Source organism: Candidatus Vallotia laricis (assembly GCF_020541325.1).
Lineage (GTDB): Bacteria > Pseudomonadota > Gammaproteobacteria > Burkholderiales > Burkholderiaceae > Mycetohabitans > Mycetohabitans laricis.
On the sequence record NZ_CP047399.1, the window covers coordinates 321,629 to 346,131 of the forward strand.

Annotated in this window: 11 protein-coding genes and 3 pseudogenes; 8 read left to right on the forward strand and 6 right to left on the reverse strand. The window is 42.4% G+C overall.

All coding sequences use genetic code 11. From position 1 onward, the window contains the following. Window positions 1–247: 247 nt before the first annotated feature. The 4 genes and pseudogenes from GKR41_RS01345 to metG form a co-directional block, all read right to left on the reverse strand. On the reverse strand, window positions 248–394 hold the full coding sequence (locus tag GKR41_RS01345) for a hypothetical protein (protein WP_226810081.1): 147 nt from the start codon (window positions 392–394) through the stop codon (window positions 248–250). A 1,084-nt stretch (window positions 395–1,478) separates the two neighbouring features. After that, window positions 1,479–1,655: pseudogene (locus GKR41_RS04065) on the reverse strand (pantoate--beta-alanine ligase); the annotation flags it as partial. Window positions 1,656–1,914: 259 nt separating this feature from the next. Further along, entirely contained in the window at window positions 1,915–1,965 is a 51-nt protein-coding gene (locus tag GKR41_RS04070) for a hypothetical protein (RefSeq protein ID WP_420885668.1), read from the reverse strand. Between the two features lie 1,254 nt (window positions 1,966–3,219). Further along, window positions 3,220–5,307, reverse strand: a pseudogene (gene metG, locus GKR41_RS01360) (methionine--tRNA ligase). A gap of 648 nt (window positions 5,308–5,955) precedes the next feature. Here metG and apbC point away from each other — a divergent pair. The 3 genes from apbC to GKR41_RS01375 all read left to right on the forward strand — a co-directional run bounded on the left by apbC (window position 5,956) and on the right by GKR41_RS01375 (window position 10,657). After that, complete coding sequence (apbC, locus tag GKR41_RS01365) at window positions 5,956–7,044, forward strand: iron-sulfur cluster carrier protein ApbC (RefSeq protein ID WP_226810082.1); 1,089 nt, start codon at window positions 5,956–5,958, stop codon at window positions 7,042–7,044. A 642-nt stretch (window positions 7,045–7,686) separates the two neighbouring features. Beyond that, window positions 7,687–8,256, forward strand: coding sequence for a dCTP deaminase (gene dcd, locus GKR41_RS01370; RefSeq protein WP_226810083.1), 570 nt, complete (start codon window positions 7,687–7,689; stop codon window positions 8,254–8,256). A 115-nt stretch (window positions 8,257–8,371) separates the two neighbouring features. Then, a complete protein-coding gene (locus tag GKR41_RS01375; RefSeq protein ID WP_226810216.1) occupies window positions 8,372–10,657 on the forward strand; it encodes an arginine/lysine/ornithine decarboxylase in 2,286 nt (761 codons plus the stop codon). A gap of 134 nt (window positions 10,658–10,791) precedes the next feature. Here GKR41_RS01375 and argH read toward each other — a convergent pair whose 3' ends face one another. Then, on the reverse strand, window positions 10,792–12,201 hold the full coding sequence (gene argH / locus GKR41_RS01380; RefSeq protein WP_226810084.1) for an argininosuccinate lyase: 1,410 nt from the start codon (window positions 12,199–12,201) through the stop codon (window positions 10,792–10,794). 1,647 nt (window positions 12,202–13,848) lie between these two features. On the opposite strand from argH, the gene ppa reads away from it, so the two are divergent. Continuing rightward, window positions 13,849–14,394 carry an inorganic diphosphatase gene (ppa, locus tag GKR41_RS01385; protein ID WP_226810085.1) on the forward strand — a complete coding sequence of 182 codons (546 nt, stop codon included), beginning with the start codon at window positions 13,849–13,851 and terminating at the stop codon, window positions 14,392–14,394. 1,250 nt (window positions 14,395–15,644) lie between these two features. Next, complete coding sequence (locus tag GKR41_RS01390; protein ID WP_226810086.1) at window positions 15,645–17,324, forward strand: NAD+ synthase; 1,680 nt, start codon at window positions 15,645–15,647, stop codon at window positions 17,322–17,324. Between the two features lie 1,064 nt (window positions 17,325–18,388). On the opposite strand, the gene trxB is transcribed toward GKR41_RS01390, so the two are convergent. Next, complete coding sequence (trxB, locus tag GKR41_RS01395; protein WP_226810087.1) at window positions 18,389–19,348, reverse strand: thioredoxin-disulfide reductase; 960 nt, start codon at window positions 19,346–19,348, stop codon at window positions 18,389–18,391. A gap of 353 nt (window positions 19,349–19,701) precedes the next feature. On the opposite strand from trxB, the pseudogene GKR41_RS01400 reads away from it, so the two are divergent. The 3 genes and pseudogenes from GKR41_RS01400 to serS form a co-directional block, all read left to right on the forward strand. Continuing rightward, a pseudogene (locus GKR41_RS01400) lies at window positions 19,702–21,768 on the forward strand (DNA translocase FtsK); the annotation flags it as partial. 882 nt (window positions 21,769–22,650) lie between these two features. Beyond that, on the forward strand, window positions 22,651–22,782 hold the full coding sequence (locus GKR41_RS04075; RefSeq protein WP_420885664.1) for a LolA-like protein: 132 nt from the start codon (window positions 22,651–22,653) through the stop codon (window positions 22,780–22,782). Window positions 22,783–23,154: 372 nt separating this feature from the next. Then, window positions 23,155–24,447: a serine--tRNA ligase gene (gene serS / locus GKR41_RS01410; protein WP_226810088.1), complete on the forward strand. Its 1,293-nt coding sequence runs from the start codon at window positions 23,155–23,157 to the stop codon at window positions 24,445–24,447. Window positions 24,448–24,503 lie beyond the last annotated feature (56 nt).

Consider the following 24,503-nt stretch of genomic DNA (forward strand, 5'->3'; position numbering starts at 1 on the left):
CTAATATCTCCTGTATCTGCAATGACTCTCCGAAATCCATGTTAACTATTCCTGAAATATGCTAAACCGATGAACAACACATGAATAACCTTGAGCAAGTATTATATTTATCAAAGCTTCATGAACGACGGCGTATCACACGTCCCTAACTGTTGGGGCGGACTATGTCGCTTCGCGACGAATGCCGTTATTTCCATGTCTTTATTGATGGATAAGTTGAGGCTATATCTTGGTGATATAGCAATGGCTATGTGCCACATACCCGTCCTAGATTATTCCCCCCCCCGGGGGGGGGGATACCACACATTATAAAATCGGTTGGAACCAGACTAGATAGCTGTTTTATTAGACGTAAACGTAGGTTTCCGAATGTGTACTTGGCTGGAGCTGTCATCTACGCAACATCGAGCGATTTTCGATATTAATGTCTAAGTTCTAAATCTTCCTAGATACCAATTATGTAATCTTAATACTATCTTGGGATATTAACTAACCCCAGGAATTTATCTAGTTAGTATTGTTGTTAATACTTATTATAAAAGCATATATGGGGCGCGCTGTTTATAATCTCGCAGACAACTTGATTAAATAGACTTAACTATAACTGTTAATGCTGGGTGCCTTGCATGCTTAATAATCGCTTAAATCGGTATACAACAAGGAATACAGTGCCGACTATCGAAAAGATTCAAGTATGCATCTATTAATAGATCAACCAGTTTAAATACTGCACATATCTACGATGTGCGCTGCAGCTCAAATAATGCTGGTAAGCATTAATCTTCGCAAGTCTTACTCAATATAAGAAAGAGCGGTCCTAAAAGTTGAAACAAGTCGAATCCAGATTTATATAGTTGGCATGTATATGTAGCAAGATATAGTTCACTAATTCAGTTATTCACTCAAGCACGCCAGCACTTAGCTGCCTTTCAACACATAAACTATGTAATTACCTGTTTATATAGTAGCCCTGAGAGTTAACTATTTATTAGAACTAAGAATAGTGAGTAGCATTCTGTCGTTACGTTGGCTTCACACGATAAGTCCAGGAATAACGCAAGCTTCCTAATTGAAGCGTTCAAGCTTATCAATTTTATAAAGAAACTTAATGAGGCACCTAATTTAGGTTTATTTTGAAATCTTATTTTGTTGATGAATTAGGACAAGCGCGACCCACCACGCTATGCGTGATGACAGAACACAGACAGAGTAAAAGTTGGATTGACAGAAAAAGACAGCTACGAACGATCAGATTTCTAAATTATTAATCAGCCGAGTTGTCCAAGCTTCGCTGCAATAAGCACAACAATCAGTTCATGATTTTCATTTAGTTTGGGAGAGTATAGATTAGCACGTTTGCAAATCGCAATATGGTCGGTACCCAGGCGCGCTTAATTAAAGTTTAAAATGCCGCTATCTTAATCTTAGTAAAATCTCGGCGACCCGAATCATATGATCACATATATGTTTTAGTATACTAAATAAAGTTGGTGCTTCAGAGCGATAAGCTGGTGTCAGATACACATTGCGTAATGATAGAGCGAGTCCATCTATACGCGCACAGTTTCGGCAGTAAATATTTCAACAGGCAATGCGCATTGCCTACACATCTGACGAATAATTATTAATTGCTGGTTAGCTTTTTTGCCAAACGCTATAATATTAGTTTTATGACAACCGCAAAGATGCCATAGAATATTCATGTCTATCACACAATCATAGGGTAAATGCGCTTTATATTCTTAGGGACGCGGGTACATATCCTACTCAGTAGATGCAAATAACACGTAAACATTTTTTCCTCAGCTTTTTTGCTATTCTCATTGAGAATACATAGATACTTGAAAAATCCCCACTATAGTCCGAATTAGAGTTGATTCACAAAAATACACTAGCAGCTACTGGGCAGCCTAGCTAGCACACTGATCGAATTATTGACAGGTGTCCTACGTGCAATGTGCCCATTGTTAGCACAAATGTAATGTTACTCTGCCCATATAGCTGGTTTAGAAACCTACAACATAGCAAATCGCTCAATACATGAAACAGTTTTATAAATTTACGAAGTACTCTACAGCTTATGCATATCTATTTATGAAACACGCAAGATGCTTTCAAGCGTGTATTTACGTAAATAGTAACGTTTATTTAAATTAATTTATTTTTCATCATAGCATAAGTATGTGATTATTGCGTTGTTGTTTTTTAAGTTTTAGTTTAAACCTGTCGATTTGTATAATAAATACACAAGAATACTTTGTACAAAGTAATTGTAGTTATAAAATGATTGAACCCTAATTTAATAAATTAGTCTTGAGTTCGTGCATTATGTTCTAATGCGAATTGCTATCTATTACAATTAATATTGTTGATTATACTAGACATAAGTATTAAATTTGTAAGAAATAAAGTACTAATTTCCAGTATAATTAATCATAATAGAATTTTTCACCAGAAAAGCGGAAACATTTAATAACACCATATACAATTTTGTTATTACTAGGGGTATCTTATGGGCTCTCAATTAAATACCTATAGTAGAGTATACAATTATGTAGATAGCAGCATCCATCTTATGTCAACATGCTGACTTCCTAAATGCTGCTAGCTATTATTCAGCCAATTCGGTTTAATGAGTGTAGGGCAGCTGCACGTGACTAGCTGCATTGAAATTTTTAAAACAAAACGCTTTATTATGCGTAATTCTTGTGATTAGCTGGTATAGGATACTTATATCAGCGTATGACTAACTGTTATTGTTAATGACAACCTAGTCGAAAAATTTTTATAAACAAACAACATCATGGGAAATCTCTGTATATATTTTTACCAAAAAGTTGAGCAGCGAAAATAGCTAGTTCGATTTTAATAAGCTACCGGGTAACCCCGTATTAATATTTATAGATGTGATGCATTAGAAAATTGAAATCAATGTACAGATGATCAATACTATACGACTAGACTTTAGTAAGTCGAAGATCAACGTAAGCGATAACGACAGAGTAAAAAAGTGTTAGCTGGTATCTTGAGAAGTTTTATGAATGATAGCCACGCTAGAAAAGATATCCTCAGCGGAATTTACTTCATAAAACGCCCAAAATCCTGAATGTATCCATTAAATTCATGATAACCCATATTAGACTGCTATAGAAGCATAGGGTTTCTTCGTTTTAGAATTTTTGGAAAAGTATAGGGGGGGCTAGTATATTAATACACTATCTAACCTGCATACCAGGCGTCATACGCTAGTATGGTGCCATCACGTAGATGTTGTTTTTCATCTGCCAATGCCGCAGTTAGTACTACCTTGGTAAGATACGCTGAACTTCATTTCGAGGGGCATTAGATTCGCAACCATCACAGTTATATTTCTAATTATTCCTCTCAGTAGTCGCTTGTCTTGATCCTCGCGGAACACATTGCGCGTGTTTACCTCGCTTATGCCCAACATCAGCTAGTTTTACTATATCTGCTGTAAGCTTATAGCCGATATTACTCGTAATGCATTGGGTCGATCTTAAAAAAATTAAGAATCGTAGTCATATCATTGATATTTTCTTCTATTTTTCGGTAGAAAACAATTTGCCTGCGCCCGTTTTATCAAGACCCGTGGTACAGTTAATTATACTGTCTGTTAGCGAAAAGCAGCGCATCAATTTGTTTTGGCTCTATACGGCACATGAGATTCTGATACGGCCGAATTGGGCGCATTGAGGATAGTGGTACCGTAACATCAGCCCATTTTAGCGATTCAATCGATAAAAACGTTTCAACTGCTTTAGCAAGTCTTGGTAAAACAGGCTTAAGCGCTAGAGTAAGTAACCGAAACCCTTCAAGACTAATGCTACATGTTTCATGCAACGCTACCGTATTATTCGGATCTTTAGCTTGCATCCAAGGCTTAGCCTCGTCCACATATATATTGATGGCGTCAGCCAACACCATTACTTGACGAAGCGCGCGACCATATTCGCGACCTTCGTAGTAAGTTTCAATCTTTGGGATTGCATCGCGAAGCTGAATCAGGAGTGGATGGTTCATCGCGCTATCTAACACGCAAGCATTAAACCTCTTAACTAAGAATGCAGCAGTACGGCTTGCAATATTTACGTATTTTCCAAGCAAGTCACTATTGACACGTGCCTGAAAGTCATCTAGGTTCAGGTCGATGTCTCCCATCGTGCTGTTGAGCTTCGTAGCGAAGTAGTATCGCAGCCATTCCGGATCTAAACCAGCTGTAATATAGCTGTTCGCGTTAATGAAAGTGCCGCGTGACTTGGACATTTTCTTGCCATCTATGGTCAGGAAACCATGCGCGAAAACATTTGTTGGCGTACGATAGCCCGAGAATTTAAGCATAGCAGGCCAGAATAATGTGTGGAAATACAAAATGTCTTTTCCGATGAAATGATATTGCTCGGTGGTAGACCCAGGACGAACCCATTCATCAAAATTCAATCCGCGCCGATCACATAAATTCTTGAAACTTGCATAGTAGCCAACAGGTGCATCAAGCCATACATAAAAATATTTTCCAGGTGCGCCTGGTATTTCGAAGCCAAAGTAGGGTGCATCACGTGTAATATCCCAGTCGGTAAGCTTCTTATGGCCATCTTCACCAAGCCACTCACGCATTTTATTGGTGGCCTCCTGCTGTGCAAGCTGTCCGATCCAGCTGCGCAGGAAAGTTTCGCAGCGCGGATCGGACAGCTTGAAGAAATAGTGCGTCGACGTTTTTTTTATTGGTGTAATACCAGATATTACCGAATATGGTTTAACTAGTTCAGTTGTTTGGTACGTTGATCCACACACCTCACAATTATCGCCATACTGATCTTTCGCACTGCATCTTGGGCACTGACCTTTGATAAAACGGTCTGGCAAGAACATTTTCTTAGCTGGATCATATGCTTGCTCGATATCACGAATCGCGATTAATCCGCAGTTATAAAGTGCGGTGAAAATGCTCTCAGACAAAACCCGGTTTTCGTCCGAGTCTGTCGAGTAATAGTTGTCGAATGAGAGTCCAAAATAGTCAAAATCGATCTTATGCTCATGCCAGACACGCTGGATTAATTGACATGGTTTAATCCCCTCAAATTTAGCGCGAAGCATGATTGGTGTGCCATGCGTATCATCCGCACAGACGTAGTACACCTCATGATCATGCATTCTCATTGCACGTACCCAGATATCTGTCTGGATATATTCCACAAGATGGCCAATATGGATTGGACCGTTTGCATACGGTAGTGCAGATGTTACAAGCATACGGCGTGGCACACTAGATTGGATAGAAGATAACATAATTCGACAAAACAGAATGAGCGCCAATTTTAGGGAGCGCGACTGCAATAATAGGCTTACAAGAGAGCGGATGTGGGAAGCAAGCACCGCTATAATGCAAAATTTAGGGTTTAAATCCTAAATTAATACTCTTAAGAAAAAAGCGTAATATTTTATATACCCTAGAGTAGGAATTATCCTATTGCTTTTAGCATTAGCAAAAATCTAACGCATAGCAGTGAGAGATATCGCCATATGTTACGTCAGCGGATATCGCAGTACGCTTAAATTTTTGTTATATCATGACGGAGTTGCAAAATATTTAAAGCTATTGTGGTTCCACAAGACTTGTTGATTATCTACTAGCCATAGCTAGTAATACCAAAAACAGCACTTCTTCTATCGGTGTAAAGAGAGAGACATAAAAAGAAAAGATAAATTAAGCGATATATATACTAGAGAGAACGAACTTTCTTTATAGAAGAAAAGATTATAAAGTGCAGTCTCCTAGCTTGATAGTGTCTATAAAGACATGCCATATGAAAAAGATAGATGTATATAAAATAATTCGAACGTCTAACGTAATTTTTTCCGAATGCGCGACCCCAGATTAGGATTTAATGTCTGCGTTCGATATTTGAATAAAATTCGTTCAGTAGTGGGAAAACGATGACAATCGATAAAACCCAAATAAGTGCCGCTTTACACAGAATTATCGACCCAAACACGGCAAAGCCGATAACGGCTGGCAATGGAGTACGCAACGTTAAGATTGACGGCGACACCATATCGCTTGAGATTGTGCTGGGTTATCCAGCTAAAAGCCAGTATGCCCTAATTGAGACACATGTAAAACAAGCTCTACGAGCTATACTAGAGATAGTGAATCTACATGTAGCAGTATCTCATAAAATTGAGGCGCACGTAGTACAGGGCGGTATGCAATTATTACCGAACGTACGTAATATTGTCGCAGTCGCCTCCGGAAAGGGTGGAGTTGGCAAGAGTACAACTGCCGCGAATCTTGCCATTGCGCTGACCGATGAGGGCGCGTCAGTCGGCATGCTAGATGCCGATATCTACGGCCCATCTCAACCGACGATACTCGGTATTCTTGGTCGTCCAGTATCTGGAGATGGTAAGACAATGATACCACTCGAAGGCCATGGCATACAGACTAATTCGATTGGCTTCCTAATCGAGCAGAATAGCCCAATAATGTGGCGTGGCCCAATGGCTACATCTGCCCTCGAGCAGTTACTGCAGCAGACGAAGTGGCGTGACCTAGATTATTTAATCATCGATATGCCACCTGGCACTGGCGATATCCAACTCACGCTATCGAAGCGGGTGCCGCTAACCGGTGCAGTAATTGTCACGACACCACAGAATATTGCCCTAATGGATGCGCGAAGAAGCCTAAAAATGTTTGAGAAGGTTAGCGTTCCTATCCTGGGTGTTGTTGAAAACATGAGTACCTATATTTGCTCGAGGTGCGGCCATGCTGAGTCTATTTTCGGAGACGGTGGCGGCAAGCGTCTCTGTGAACAGTATGGTGTTCCGTTCCTGGGCAGCCTGCCTCTAGATCTTAATATCCGAGCGCACGCCGATGCAGGGTACCCGACAGTAGTAGCCGATCCTTATGGGCGCATTTCTGGTCTATATCGCGATATTGCTCAACAAGTTGCAATACGGATTGCATCACTATCGCGTGACATGACCTCTAAATTCCCAACTATTGTCGTTCAAACTGCTTGACTCGTCTTTTGCACACCCCATGGGGGTGTGCTGTGCCAAATGATTCTCACGTAGAATGTATCATTTCCGATGATTTCAGTATCCTAGAATTGTATAGATCCGATATTAGGAAGGAGAGCTAGAAAAAAGGGGGGGGGTTCTTTAGGGTACTAGTTAAGGCGCTTTCGGGCGGTGTTACCATAGTTAGTTATGCATTATCAGTAAGCGTAAATCAGCAATCCTTAAAACAGGTTACGGTATAGATCATGTTTATCGTTTGCTATGCAGAATGCTTATGTTGATCAAGCATCCTAACGGGGTGTGAATAATCTATAACCCGGGTAAGTTACCATCAAATACCAGACCACAGTCATGCCTTCTGGCTTTATGGCACTGAAGGTGAAATTTTCCGGCTTCCATAAACGGGAGTATCCCCGAGGAAACGTATAAATTAAGAGATTCTTCGACAGCGACCTAGTGGACTCGCACATAGCAGAGAACAGCATTGCAGCCGCCATTAGTGAATTCCGTCGAATAATACAAGGCCCATATTAGGCCGCAGCATCATTCAAAATCATAGTCTAAAGCGAGATAAAATGATAAGGGATCAAACTTTGTTCGCTTGTTTTTAACCCGCGGCCCAGCCGCTTTTCAATTGCATATATGACGATTAAATCGGACAAATGGATCCGGCGTATGGCTAAGCAATATAGTATGATCGAGCCATTCGCGCCGAATCAAGTGCGTATGGCCCTGAATGGCTATAAAATTGTTAGCTATGGCACCTCAAGCTACGGTTACGACATCCGATGTGCGAACGAATTCAAAATCTTCACTAATATCAATTCGACCATCGTCGATCCGAAAAACTTCGACGAAAAATCTTTTGTTGATTTCAATGGCGACGTATGCATCATCCCGCCGAACTCGTTTGCCCTAGCGCGCACCGTCGAGTATTTCCGCATACCGCGTAACGTGTTAACCGTATGTCTTGGAAAATCTACGTATGCGCGCTGCGGGATTATAGTTAACGTTACGCCTTTCGAGCCAGAATGGGAGGGACATGTGACATTAGAGTTCTCAAATACGACACCACTTCCAGCGAAAATCTACGCAAACGAAGGTGTAGCACAGGTTCTATTCTTCGAAAGTGACGAAGTTTGTGAAATCTCTTATGCGGACCGTGGTGGAAAGTATCAAGGCCAATATAGCGTTACGCCACCTAAAATCTGAGTTTTCTTATGTCATTATAATATAGGACGTAGTACATATTGATAATACGTCACTTACTGCTAACGCACGCTTAAATAAAGAGAGTGTGCAGACTTGTTTTTGGAAAATTACGACAATGAAGTTTCGCTATCCTGTCGTTATTATCGATGAGGATTTCCGCTCAGAGAATATTTCTGGCTCCGGTATTCGTGCGCTTGCTGAGGCGATTGAGCGTGAGGGGGTCGAGGTACTTGGATTGACTAGCTACGGTGATTTAACATCGTTTGCACAACAGTCTAGTCGTGCGTCTTGCTTCATACTATCGATCGACGACGACGAGATAGCTCTGGTTGACGAGGTCTCTACAACGAACGACCAAGCGCACGATCTCGCCCATGCAATCTTAGCACTTCGCGCATTCGTTGTCGAGGTACGGCGGCGTAATGCCGATATCCCAGTTTTTTTATACGGCGAGACACGCACATCGCGCCACATCCCCAGCGACATCCTGCGCGAATTGCACGGCTTTATTCATATGTTTGAGGATACTCCTGAGTTTGTTGCTCGGCATATCATCCGAGAGGCGAAGGTATACCTGGACTCATTGCCCCCCCCATTCTTTAAGGAATTAGTTAAGTATGCTGACGAAGGCTCTTATTCTTGGCATTGCCCAGGCCACTCTGGGGGTGTCGCATTTTTAAAAAGTCCTCTTGGTCAGATGTTTCATCAGTTCTTTGGCGAAAACATGCTGCGTGCAGACGTATGTAATGCTGTAGAAGAGCTTGGACAATTGTTAGATCATACTGGCCCAGTAGCTGCGTCTGAGCGCAACGCAGCACGCATCTTCAGTGCCGACTACCTTTTCTTCGTGACTAATGGGACATCTACGTCTAACAAGATCGTCTGGCATGCTACTGTCGCACCATGGGACATTGTGGTGGTGGATCGAAACTGCCATAAGTCGATCTTACACGCAATCACGATGACCGGCGCAATTCCAGTATTTCTAATGCCTACCCGCAACCACTACGGCATTATTGGACCGATTCCACGAGATGAGTTCCAACCGGAGAACATTCGTCGCAAGATAGCTGCGAATCCATTCGCGCGTGAGGCAATCGCAAACAATCCAAGACTTAAGCCGCGGATTCTAACGATCACGCAAAGTACATATGATGGTGTAGTCTACAATGTGGAGATGATCAAAGACTTACTTGGCGATACAATCGATACGCTACATTTTGACGAAGCTTGGCTGCCGCACGCTGAGTTCCACTCGTTTTACCAAGATATGCATGCGATTGGGCAAAACGCTTGCTGGACCGACGCTCTAGTATTTGCAACTCATTCCACACATAAGCTGTTAGCTGGCATCTCCCAAGCATCCCAAATTCTAGTACAAGATTCTCGGATACCACGCTTTGACCGGCATCGTTTCAATGAAGCATATCTCATGCATACGTCGACTAGTCCGCAGTACGCGATCATTGCATCGTGCGATGTAGCTGCGGCGATGATGGAGCCACCAGGCGGAACTGCGCTTGTCGAGGAATCAATCGCTGAAGCACTAGATTTCCGTCGCGCGATGCGCAAGGTTGATGCTGAATATGGAGAAGATTGGTTTTTTAAGGTGTGGGGGCCAGATCAGCTTGTTACCGAGGGTATTGGTTCGAGACAGGATTGGATATTGCCGCCGAACGACCGTTGGCATGGTTTTGGCAATCTAGCTGAAGGCTTCAACATGCTAGACCCAATTAAAGCAACGATTATTACTCCTGGGTTAGATATGGACGGCGATTTTGGGGAGGTAGGTATCCCAGCCGCAATCGTTACTCGCTATCTTGCAGAACACGGCATCATTGTTGAAAAAACCGGATTATACTCGTTCTTCATCATGTTCACGATTGGTATTACAAAGGGTCGCTGGAATTCAATGGTTACTGAGTGCCAGCAGTTCAAGGACGACTATGATCGAAATCAGCCGCTCTGGCGCGTGCTGCCAGAATTTATTGTGCAGTATCCAATGTACGAACGCGTAGGATTACGCGATCTATGTCAACGGATTCATGGCGTGTACCGTTCAAATAATATTGCTCGACTGACTACCGAGATGTATCTGTCTAATATGGAGCCAGCGATGCGTCCGACTGACGCATTCTCAAAAATTGCGCACCGAAAAATTGATCGTGTTCTAATCGATGACCTAGAAGGCCGCATCACAAGCATCCTACTAACTCCCTATCCCCCAGGCATCCCGTTGCTGATCCCGGGTGAGCGGTTTAATAAGACTATCGTGCGCTACCTAAGCTTTGCGCGTGAATTTAATACACGATTTCCTGGATTCCATACTGATATCCATGGGTTAGTTACCGAAGTGGTTGATGGTAAGGTCGAGTATTTTGTAGACTGCGTACAACCCTGACTTAAGTCACTATTAACACTAGAGTAGTTGAGTGATATTAGTTGACCAATGATAGTAGATAGCGCATGTGGCGTAAGAAGCTTAATCAATGTGTTAGTAGTCTGACGATACTGATTAATAATATAAAGTCTTTATTACAAGGATAAAGTAGTTCGGGCCGCTATAATAGAGGCCCGAACTTGTTCAGGCGCAGTACCACCTATGTGGTTACGGCTTGCGACCGAACCTTCTAACGTCATACAATCGAATACATCGTCACCTAGCAGCGATGCGACTTCCGGTAATTCTGATCGCAACTGCTCAAGATTTAGACTTAATAAGTCACGCTCTCCGTCTATACAAATTCGTACTGCATGTGCTACGGCCTCATGCGCATCGCGAAACGGCAAGCCTCGCTTGACAAGATAATCGGCTAAGTCAGTGGCAGTCGAGAATCCCTGCAATGCCGCAGTGCGCATCGCATCCGCGTTTACTGTAATACTAGCTACCATTTCAGTAAAGATACGCAGCGTATCAACTACCGTGTCAACGGTATCGATCAGAGGTTCCTTATCTTCTTGATTATCTTTATTGTACGCAAGCGGCTGTCCCTTCATTAGTGTGAGCAACGCGATCAGATGCCCGTTTACGCGACCCGTCTTACCGCGCGCAAGTTCAGGCACATCGGGGTTTTTTTTCTGTGGCATAATGGATGAGCCAGTGCAGAAACGGTCAGCTAATTCGATAAAGCCGACCCTTGAGCTCATCCACAGTATGAGCTCCTCAGACAGCCGTGAGAAGTGAGTCATAATTAGAGCTGCGGCTGCCGTAAATTCGATTGCAAAATCCCGATCTGAAACCGCATCGAGTGAATTTAAACAGATGCCGTCGAAACCCAGTGTCTTAGCGACTTGACCCCGATCGATTGGGTAGCTAGTACCAGCGAGGGCTGCAGCACCAAGCGGTAACTGATTGACTCGCTTGCGACAATCTAACATCCGATGAGTGTCGCGCGTAAACATTTCCACGTAGGCCAAGAGATGGTGGCCAAATGTCACGGGTTGTGCGACTTGCAAGTGCGTAAAGCCCGGCAGAATCGTGTCGGAATGCCGTTCCGCGAGGTCAATCAAGGCCCCTCGCAAACTCTTAAGTAGAGAAACAATCCGGTCTATTTCCTCGCGGAGCCAGAGCCGAATATCGGTAGCAACCTGGTCGTTACGCGATCGTCCAGTATGTAACTTCTTCCCCGCATCGCCGATCAATGCAGTTAAGCGGGCTTCAATATTTAAGTGAACATCCTCGAGATCGAGTTGCCATTCGAATTCGCCTCGCGTGATCTCGCCGAGAATTTGCTCCATGCCTTTTCGGATCGCTGCCTCGTCATCTTGGCTAATAATCCGCTGCGTGCTAAGCATAGCTGCATGGGCAAGTGAGCACTCTATGTCGATAAGTGCGAAGCGCTTATCGAATGAGACGGACGAAGTATAACGCTTAACGAGGTTAGATATGGGCTCAGAGAAACGCGCAGACCAGGTTTCGCCTTTTTTGTGCAATTGGGAAGTCATGACAGGATAACATGATAATAGAGAGTGCCGCTTACGTGGTGCGGAAAAAGTTACATTATAGCATTTTGCCACGATAGATTCAGATAGGCACTGCAAATTTTACATCAGCATACCGGATTAGTAAGAAAGTGATTTACTCATATAGTTTATACATTTTATTTCTAAAGAATTTACTTTGTATAAGTATCTATGCGTTCAAACTTGTTTCAAGATAATTAAAGCACATCATGAAGAGCATTATAGATACTTATGCGTACTGCCCGGCTCGCTTAAATATTAGACGAAGCACAGCACATCAAGATCGTCGTATCGATATTATCTGCGGATAGGGATTAAATTATGACGGCGAAATATTTAATATGGTATATGAATAATAATGCCTCTAGCAAAAACATGATTTCCATAAGATGTTGATAACCAATTTATTGACCTATCTTATTTAGACCCCTAGATTCATACTACTAAAGTATCGAAACTGGGCTAGTTCGGCCCAATATAACTCTTCGCCTAAGGTAGGGAAAGCGATGTTCTTGCGACTGACTGAGTGAACTATTATTATTTGTTTCACTAGTAAAATATATAAATTGATTATTCTGGTAGTACTTCTGTAATATATACAGAGTGTATGCTTAATGATTCTCTTAAATAGCAAAATCATCTTTAAACTAATGCATACATGTCCTTGCAATTTATCTTTATATAGGGGGTATACTAGCGCATATTCGCCTCTAGAGCCGCTATAAGCATTTCGCTATTCTTTCCTTCCACCGTATCACTATATTAGTCTAATTCACTATTGAGAATAGTTAGCATAGAATATAGCAATAATTGCATATAATCAGAGGAAATCACCTCTTCCTCTGATTAATACAGTAACAGTATAATCTTATTAATGTATTGTGAGATCTTGAACGGTAGATACTAGTAGTATCTACTTTGCCTAATACAAATGACTAATCTATGCTCCTATCCGAGGATTTAGACAAAGCGTTGCCGCAAGCATATGGTTGATAGATATCGCTCAAGGGTGCATCGTTGTATGTCATATCCTGCATATACCTCCTCATACTGGCTATAGGACACTAGTCCGTAGCGTACGTAGTACTAGAATAGTGTAAGCGTTGCCGTACTATGGCATGGCGCTATGCTATACACTGATTATCGAGTCTGGTCTGCTATGTGCATCGTCTTCGAAGGCTTCTCTTCTATATCAATGGCGGCGCATCGCGTCCTGGTGTTAGCAGGGCAGCGGCGCCTTAACATACCTACGGTATGAATACCGTTTATCAAGAACGCATTTTTTATCCTAAAAGGAGAAGCGCTTCTCGCACTAATAGGATATACGTATATTACCAACGTAATAGACTGTAATATTCATACAGAGCACAACAGTGCGTATAATAATCACCCAGGAAACCTAGAATACTAACAAGTAGTCTCAATCATAGTCATCGACTATAAGTCAATACTATTGACTTATTATAAATACGTAAATCAGCGTATTGACTACTATCTATTCTAATCTCAATAATTAAACGCAAAAAGCAATATATTGAAATCGGATATCTTGTGAAGCGAGTGTAGCCGGTTGGTTGATATAATCAATTTTTACATCCCCTTTATCCTGTCGTTATTAGGAAATCCGATATGAGCTTCGATCATGTGTCATCCGGCAATGAACTGCCCTACGATTTTAACGTTATCATTGAAATTCCAGCTCAAAGTGATCCAATCAAGTATGAAGTGGATAAGGAGCTGGGTCTACTTGTTGTAGACCGTTTTATCGGTACGGGTATGCGCTATCCAGCAAACTACGGATTTATCCCAAAAACGCTTGCTGATGATGGTGATCCAGTTGATGTATTGGTAATTACACCATTTCCACTACTAGCCGGTTCAGTAGTTCGTTGCCGCGCGTTGGGCATGTTAAATATGACAGATGAATCCGGGCGAGATGCGAAATTGATTGCGGTGCCAGCGGATAAGATATGTCAGATGACTGCAAATCTAAAGTCTACTAATGACGTACCAGATTATCTGCAAGAACAGATTAAGCATTTCTTTGAGCAATATAAAGCGCTGGAGAAAGGTAAGTGGGTCAAGATTGAAGATTGGGGGGGTGTTGCTGATGCACACGAGGAGATTACTAACGGAGTTTCAACTTTTATGAGAAATAAACACCCAGCAGTATAATATACATTTCTACTTATTAATAACACTTACTGAGGTTATATATCATCAAATTTTACAGGCGCAGCACAGTCAGCCTAATAAGATAGAACCTTATTTTTCAGAATATTGGAAGTGTGGATAATACTGCGACAACAGATGCCCCTAGTAGGCACTAATTATCTATTTTTACCCTTTCTATTTATCAGGAGTTCTAATCCAATTTTAGAATAAATTAGCACTAATTCACACTTATATAAGTAGGCTGCATTAAGATAGCTTATCTAAGCATACAAACTACGATCGACTACGTCAGACGTTATTACCCCCGGTATTTCTACGAGCAAATCTTCTATCTACAAGTTAGAGCAAATACGGTATAACATAAAATATTTGCAGTGAAGAAGGGATGCGGTAAAGCAGATGATCTGCAATTTAGCACCCGCATTGTTCCGTCTATTCTTAGTTATTGCTCGCAGATAGCCATGAAAAAAGTTGAATGCTATAAATGCACGATTTATTTGTGTAAATCACATCTATCAGATGTATAGACGATCGCTGAAATAATACAGCTACATCAGTCTTAAGAAGAAGTGCGATTTATGCGAGAACTTCGGATGCTATACAAGTTCCTAATAAGCAAGACACTACTATACATCAGCTACTGCTTATGTCTGCTTAATATACTAACTGCGAATATAAAGTCGTCTAGCTAAAAACTCTAGCATCCGGCACACAGTCTCAAAAGCAATGGGTGTTTAGAAATTCTCCCGGAAGGAGCTATGCATAGCATAATTTTATACATATCCATTCGTGATGGATGCCAATAGTTTATTTAAAATTACGTGCCTTTGCACAGATACATGCCGTTTTTATAAGCAGCTCTCCGTTTCTCCTTAGATAGGAAAAACATAAATATGTGCAGCAATGCTGCGCGCTTTCTCTTACATAATAAGCGAGGGCGCTGCGTAGAGCCACTGCGCCACTGCAATAGTGTGCCCATGATGTCGCTGTATCGGATCATGCCTAGTCGAATATTTTCCTAAATACTTATTATGCATATCTATTATGCAAGTGTGTACGGACTAGTTTCTTCCACAATTACATAGCATGTATCTTATGTTGACATACGTTCCATAGAAATAGCATAAGTTGTACTTCATGCTCGGGTTATGCATTTTATTATATGTAGCGACCTTCGGCTGATATGCTTAGAATCCGTGTGAGATTATTGATGCAGTATATGATGGAGCTTACTTGTTTATTGTTTTGCTATGAAAATCGCTCTTGCACAAATCAACGTAACCGTTGGCGACTTTGTTGGAAATATTTCGAAAATCGTTTCTGCCGCTCAAACTGCCTATAATGCTGGCGCATCACTGATGATTACACCAGAACTAGTATTATCCGGCTATCCACCTGAAGATCTTTTGCTACGACCAGCATTTTACACGGCAAGTCATATTGCATTGGGCGAGTTAGTTTCTAAGCTTGGACGTTTTATTGGACTACGTGTATTAGTTGGTCATATTTTTTATAGTCCACCAATAGGCCCAGATAATTCCACCAAAAGTTCTGAGTACAAAATATCGCCAGTAGACACATTTAATGCAGTATCTCTAATAATCAATGGCCAGATTTTTGGAACTTACTTCAAGCAAGAACTACCTAATACCGGTGTGTTTGATGAAAAGAGATATTTTAGGTCGAATCCAAAACCGCTAGTGTTTGAGCTGGAGGGTATAAAGTTCGGTGTTATCCTTTGCGAAGACGCGTGGCATCCATACGCTGCGTTGCTAGCAAAGGCGGCAGGCGCTCAAGTATTGCTAGTACTGAATGGCTCACCATATCATATAAACAAAGAAAATATTCGGGTTAATATTCTGCGCGACCGTGTTCACGAAATTGGCATGTCAATTGTCTATGTGAATTTAGTTGGTGCTCAGGATGAGCTAGTATTCGACGGGGGCTCGTTTGTGCTCAACGCACAAGGCGAGCTAGTGACTCGCCTACCACAATTTGTCGAAAAGATAGCGATTATTAAGTTCGATGGTGCACAGGCGCAGCGGAATGAAATTGCACCGTGTATATCAGTCGAGACGCAAGTCTATGCCGCACTAGTGCTTGGTGTCCGCGATTACGTAAATAAAAACGGATTCCCGGGAGCTATTATTGGGTTATCCGGTGGCGTAGATTCGGCACTAGTACTAGCTATTGCGTCTGATGCATTAGGCGCTAATCGCGTTAGAGCAGTTATGATGCCATCGCGCTACACTGCGAAGATGTCTATATCTGATGCCGCAGAGATGGCACGCTGTGTTGGCGCGCGCTACGACGAGATTGCTATTACTCCAATGTTTGAGGCATTTCGCTTATCACTAGCTTCAAAATTTTTAGGCTTATCTGAAGATTCTACCGAGGAAAACATTCAAGCGCGAATTCGTGGTACATTGCTCATGGCTATGTCTAATAAATTTGGCTCAATTGTATTAACTACCAGCAATAAAAGTGAGATGGCCGTAGGCTATTGCACATTATATGGAGATATGGCGGGGGGGCTTGCTGTAATTAAGGATATCTCAAAAACACTAGTGTATCAACTCTGCCGCTATCGGAACGCAACGACTGCGTTTACTTCGCGTGATATTATTCCAGAGAGGATTTTAACTCGAACGCCGTCAGCTGAGCTACGAGAGAACCAGTCAGATCAGGACGGCCTACCTCCGTACGAAGTGCTAGATGCAATTATGAAAATGTATGTAGAAGAAAGGCGCTCTCTGTCTGAAATTGTCGAAGCTGGTTATACTCAAAATGATGTTCAGAAGATTACGCAGTTAATTAAGATCAACGAATACAAGCGGCGCCAGGCACCAATTGGGATCCGAGTTACACACCGCGCATTCGGGCGAGATTGGCGCTATCCAATTACATCTCGTTTTAATGAGGAATGCTGAACTTCTTATCAAGCCAGCCTAGCTAAATTCACAGCACCTTATGCTAATAAGGATCGTTTTAACCAGACATGAGTATACTAAATAGGCAGCTTCTTGATGAAGATAAAGATCGAATTAACTCAGCACTTAAAAATACCAAATATCAAGGTTTGGTACTAGGATAGTTTTACTATCGACATCAAACAATTTAAAGACGTACTAATAGAGCAGGAAATACTATTATTTATATAACCTATCTGTATGCAACATTATAGATTTTGCGGACTTCTATTGGCAGTAACTGAAAAACTAAGATGGTAGTAAGATAATGCTCTTACAACAAAAGCACATTGTATCCACTAGCCTCCGTTGTACAAAACTAGAAGGGTTATTTCATTACCTCGGCTTTTATACTAACTAACTGAGTATTTAGCTATTGAGCATTAACCTCTTACTGATTATGCTTAAGTTTTTATCATAAATCATAATCAGCGGTTTAACTTTAATAGTTAAAGCGATACGCTAGGAAAATATTCCAAGTTTTTTCACATATTATTGCAGCATAGTCCATCCATCGCGCAGGTCGACTCATATCAGCCGCTATATTTGACTGGTAATAAATAGCGATTTATTAACCTCAATTAGTGTTTTCAGATCAAATTCGTCGGAGATCCTTTCGTTTTTAAAAGGGTCTGTATGTCACGCAGTACCGCGTGCAGCCAAAAATTCAAAATAGTTGTGCAGATAGATGATTTAGGCGGCTAAATTTTGCTTAGCTTACGCTAAAAGTCATCGGCTACCGCTTATATGTGGACTGTAGCTTATTCCTAGAGTCCCCACCCCAAAAAGCTACAAAACTACTTCAGAACATTTTTCAACGTGTCAAAAAAGTCAATCTAAATAGTGGCGGTGCGTATAAACTAGCGTGAGTATCACCATGCTTAATACGGAGACCTCACGGATCCTGAAATTGTGGAAGAAGTATGGCATTAGTTGTGCTAAAACACGGTTATCAATATGCCCGTCGACTTAAGATTATTGTTGAATGGTATCTCGCAACACTTATAGGCCTACTTCGTGCCTGATTACTGGGGCTTCGCTGTCTCAAGATAACGCTGCACATCTAGCGCGGCCATGCACCCAGTGCTTGCACTAGTAATCGCTTGACGATAAATCTGATCTTGCACGTCGCCAGCAGCAAACACGCCAGTAATCGAAGTGGCAGTCGCGTTGCCCTTCAATCCGGAGTTCGTAATGATATAGCCATTATTCATCTCTAATTGGCCCTCAAAGATGTTGGTATTTGGTTGATGGCCGATAGCTATGAATAAGCCATGCACCGATAGATCAGTAGTTTTACCGGTTTTCGTATCTTTGATATGCATACCAGTTACGCCAGAATCGTCTCCGAGAACTTGAGTAAGTACATGATTCCACTTAATCTGAACAATGCCCTCTCGCTCCTTCGAGCGTAATCGATCAATCAGAATCGGTTCAGCTCGGAATTTATCTCGACGATGAACTACCGTAACTTTTTTAGCAATAACAGATAAATATAGAGCCTCCTCGACGGCAGTATTACCTCCGCCGATCACTGCGACGTCCTGATTTCGATAGAAGAAACCGTCGCAAGTTGCGCATGCAGATACGCCTCTGCCAATGAATTTTTGCTCCGATGGCAGACCCAGGTATTGAGCGGAGGCGCCAGTTGCAATAATCAACGCATCGCACGTGTACTCGCTGAGATCACCGATTAGTCGAAGTGGCCGGTCTTGCAGATTAGTAGTATGAATGTGGTCAAAAATGATTTCCGTATTAAAGCGCTGTGCATGATTGAGTAGCCGTCGCATTAATTCTGGACCTGGTATAGTATTCGGGTCGCCAGGCCAGTTTTCAACGTCAGTTGTTGTCATTAGCTGCCCGCCTTGCGCGAGGCCAGTGACAAGTATAGGTGAGAGATTAGCCCGTGCCGCGTAGACAGCGGCGCTATAGCCGGCCGGGCCGGAACCGAGAATAAGGACTCTCGCGTGCTTGCGTTTAGACATAATGGTAGATCCTTGCGACTGGGGGCAGATATATATAACCGCACAGCGCGGTAATACAAACATAAGTTAGGCTCCTATTATAAAATATAAGGATCTAGCCAGTATTAACCTGGATTGTTCTTTGTATGTATGAGGTGTAATAACAACGCTTTAATCGGGCTGGTACTTTGTCACCATTCGCGAACTGTTTTAAGATCTGAAATTCAGTAGCCCTTAAAAACCCTGATTATGTACGCTGGTGCTTGCCTACAACATCGGTCTTACAGCTTTTTAAGCGCATCAGTCGCCCGGTTTAATAAATACCAGGCGCTCGAATAATTCTAACGGCAGCATGCCGCTCTCTTGTCGATTTAATGACGAAATCTACGTACTCTTCCGAGAAAAAAGTTTTACCGAATCGTCTATCGCGTCTACTGCGTGAGATCTACTGGCTGCTGCAGGTTGGTTTTTCCTTGTTTTTGCTAATGGCTCTCATTAGCTACAGCCGGCATGACCCAAGCTGGACACATGCCGCGTATATAGACCGGATTGCGAACTGGGGTGGTCGTGTCGGTGCATGGATATCCGATATCCTGTTGCTATTTTTCGGTTTATCCACCTACTGGTGCATTGTTTTACTAGGCTTACATATCGTTAAAAATTATCAACGCATCACTCGTCACGATGCATTAGATAAACCGGTTGCTTCTTCGAACGAAGAAGGTTGGTTAGCTGAGATGCTGTCGTTTATACTCGTTCTTATAGCTAGCGATGGCTTAGAAGCGTTACAGATATGGTCATTTAAGGCCCAATTGCCTCGATCACCTGGAGGCATTGTTGGAGACGCAATAGCTCGCGGTGTGCAACATGCGCTCGGGTTTACTAGTGGCACATTAGCACTGCTTCTCACGCTAGCGATTGGCTTGTCATTATTCTTCCGTTTTTCGTGGCTATCGGTAGCCGATCGTGTTGGTGATGCTACGATCAATATCGTTGTGCTTCTGCGGTTGTGGCGCGTTGAGAAGCGTGACCTCAAGGCTATTAAAGCTACTCAGAAATCAGAAGTAAGGCGGAAAGTTACGGTTGAACCTAATTCGGTACGGATTGAGGAGCTCGAGTCCGTGACAAAAAGACCCGATATAGTGACGCTAACCAAGCCTGGGTTCATAGAAAATAGCGGGGAGGTTCAGCCGTTCCAGGATCCTCCTAGTAATAGGACGTTGCCACCAATTATGCTGCTAGATCCACCACCCACCAAATGTGAAGCTATATCTGCTGACACACTTAAATATACCTCACGACTAATCGAAAAAAAGCTACAGGACTTTGGCGTGCAGGTCAGCGTAGTAGGGGTTTATCCTGGCCCAGTAATTACTCGCTATGAAATCAAGCCAGAGATTGGGGTTAAAGGTAGCCAGGTTGTAAACCTTGCAAAGGATCTCTCTCGTGCACTATCACTCGTATCGATCCGGGTGATTGAAACAATTCCCGGAAAAAACTATATGGGCTTAGAGCTACCAAATCAGAGCCGTCAGATTGTACGTATGACAGAAATCGTGAGCTCCGAAGCCTATATGAATTCACTCTCACTACTCACAATAGGGTTAGGTAAGGATATCGAGGGAAATCCGATATGTGCGGATTTGGCTAAGATGCCGCATGTGCTAGTGGCCGGCACGACTGGATCAGGTAAATCAGTTGGCATTAATGCTATGATTTTGTCGATATTATACAAAGCTAGCGCAGAGCAGGTCCGCCTCATTATGATTGATCCAAAGATGCTGGAGCTATCAGTCTATAATGGTATCCCGCACCTGTTATGTCCGGTTGTCACCGATATGCGACAAGCTGGTCACGCGCTGAACTGGGCAGTCAGCGAAATGGAGCGGCGCTATAAGTTAATGAGTAAGTTTGGAGTGCGCAATCTAGCTGGTTACAATAGTAAGATTAGTAACGCAACAAAGAATAACCAGAAAATTATGAATCCGTTCAGCTCAGTACCCGACGAACTCGAGCCGATTGAAAATCTGCCGTTCATTGTAGTTATTATTGATGAATTAGCTGATCTAATAATGGTGGTTGGTAAGAAAATAGAGGACCTAATTGTTCGGATCGCACAGAAAGCACGCGCGGCTGGCATTCATCTTGTGCTTGCGACCCAGCGTCCATCGGTTAATGTAATAACCGGATTAATCAAGGCAAACGTGCCTACGCGTATTGCGTTTCAGGTATCATCGAAGATTGATTCTCGCACAATTCTAGACCAGATGGGTGCCGAATTATTGCTTGGCCAAGGTGATATGTTATATCTAACACCAGGCAAAGGGTTTCCAATCCGCGTCCATGGCGCATTTGTATCCGACGATGAGGTTCATCGTGTCGTCGAAAAACTTAAAAAGCATGGCGATTTGAATTATATAGATGGCATTTTGGATAGGGGGTAAGTGGCGAAGGAGAAGAAAGCGATTCGGAACTAGATGGATGGATAACGCGTTCGATGCATTTTGCATGATCAATTAAAGTTATGCTTACACATCACCACGTGTTGATTTTGCTAGTGCAATATCTACTTATCGCACACCGTGGTTGTTTAAGCAAATGGAATAATTTGGAAATCTCATCAATGGTATCCTACAATAATTGCGAAATACTAGTTAGCTCATAGCGACAATGACTAGACCACCTGTGACTAGACTACCTAATAGATAAGATAATAAAAGATGCCATGATTTTCGCTGACTATATTCTTAGATCATACCAAGTAAGTCACCCAATTAAATCAATCTAAGAAACGCATTAATAATAGAATTTCTTCTTGTTGCTATAGTCAATATAGCAACAAATGCATTAATGAATCTTAGATTCTAAGCTTGTGTACGTGCTTGCATGTTATGCAATCAAAATCGTTTATAGCACAGGTGCGTTCAGCTGATAGAAAGTTTGTCCAATATTAGATCAAGACAACTAGCGGTAGTATGTTACAGGACTTAGGCAGGAGGAACGTACCTCGATATCTACGACGTCGAGCGGTATATTTTCAGTTTGTGCGACTAGAAAGTTTATATGAGAGCATATCAAAACCGTATGAGCAGTTGTTAAACTCTGACGGACATACACTGTTTATTTGGGATAAAAATCTAAATTAGGTGAAGGAGCTGTTTCTTAGTAGCGCGTCATGCGCCAGTCTAGTTGCGATTTTCTTTGGAAGCGGGGAAATATAAAAACATTTCACACTACGCGATGTGGGCGTTAAAGAAAGCCACGATTAGCTACAGCTAATCCAGAAATTAAAGAATTCCTGGTTCGGATATATCGACATTGGTTTGAGAGATGGTCACTTTCGGGTGATAAAACTGCATGACATATTCGGTGATATAACATTACTCTCGTTCTCCAGCATCCACCAAAACCCGACGTTACCCGCCGATAAATTTAAGTTTTCGGCGTGGGGTTAAGATGATCAACTCTGGATAGAGTATAGCTCCGTACTATACAAAACGTTATGTACTAATAAGCTAATTGAATATGATCTAGAGACGTTGCATAAGTGCAGCACTAATAGCCTCCAATCGTGAAACTTTTGGTTATGGCTATTTATACTACCATATGGGACATAACAAGGTTTTAAGCTTACAAGACAAGCTATTACATACTTATCACCCCCCCAAAAAGGCTACTTAATAGTACACGTACCATAAGAAGATCAGGGTGTAAATTGCAAAATTTGGACAGGTCGAGAATAGGCGGCATTGTTCTTCTAGACTTAGACTACAAGTCTTCGCCAGTGATAAGATAAACACGGTCTTAATGATATTATAAAGCTCCTTATGCTCGACATCACCCTACTGCGCAAGGATATGGACGCAGTTGCCAAACGGTTGGTCGATCGCGGATATATACTCAATATTTCTGCGTTTCAGGCTCTTGAATCTGAGCGCCGTCGGCTCCAAACGCTTACTGAGAATCTGCGATCACGCCGAAATACCTTGTCTAAACAAATTGGCGTAATGAAGGGACACGGACAAAATACTTCTACGATAATGGAGCAAGTTGCAGGCATTGGCTGCGATATAAAAGTATCGATGCTACAGCTACATAGGGTTCGAGAGAAATTATCTGATCTGGCGCTTGACATCCCAAATCTTCCGCATGAATCTGTACCAATTGGTGTAAATGAGACTGGAAATATCGAGGTAAGGCGCTGGGGCATGCCACGCAGGTTTGATTTTTCAGTAAAAGATCACGTAGACCTTGGTGTTCCGCTAGGAGTTGATTTTGAGGTGGGTGCCAAGCTGTCTGGTACTCGCTTCACATTACTACGTGGCCATGCCGCGTGCTTGCATCGCGCGCTTGCGGGGTTTATGCTCGATACGCACACTCGTAATCATAACTACACCGAGTGCTATATTCCCTACATCGTAAACCAAGAACTCTTATACGGCACCGGTCAATTGCCTAAGTTCGATAATGACATGTTCCGCGTCAAAAAAGAGGGGGGGGATAATAAAGTTACCCAATATCTGATCTCAACCTCAGAAATCGTGCTGACCAATACGGTACGAAACAGCATCATTGATATAAATCGATTGCCAATCCGGTTAACTGCACATTCACCCTGCTTCCGGTCTGAAGCTGGTGCATATGGACGCGATACACGCGGCATGATCCGACAGCATCAATTTGATAAGATTGAGCTGGTACAGATCACATCACCGGCCAAATCATACGAAGCTCTGGAGGAAATAGTAAGACATGCCGAAACGATCTTACAGCAGCTAGAGTTGCCATACCGCGTGACCACTCTATGTACCGGCGACATAGGGTTCTCAGCAGCTAAGACATATGATCTCGAGGTATGGCTACCGGGGCAGCATACCTATCGCGAGGTCTCATCGTGCTCAAACACTGAGGCATTTCAGGCTCGCCGTATACAAGCGCGATTTCGTAATCAACAAGGAAGGCTCGAGTTAGTGCATACATTAAATGGTTCTGGACTAGCAGTCGGGCGTACACTAGTAGCTATTTTAGAGAATGGTCAAAACGCTGACGGGTCGATCACAATTCCGACCGTGTTGCGCCCATACATGGGCGGCATCACTCTGCTAGAGCCAAAGAAGTAAAAATCTATAACCCCAAAATACGCTTGGAGTTGCTCAACAGATTGTTTATAGTATCT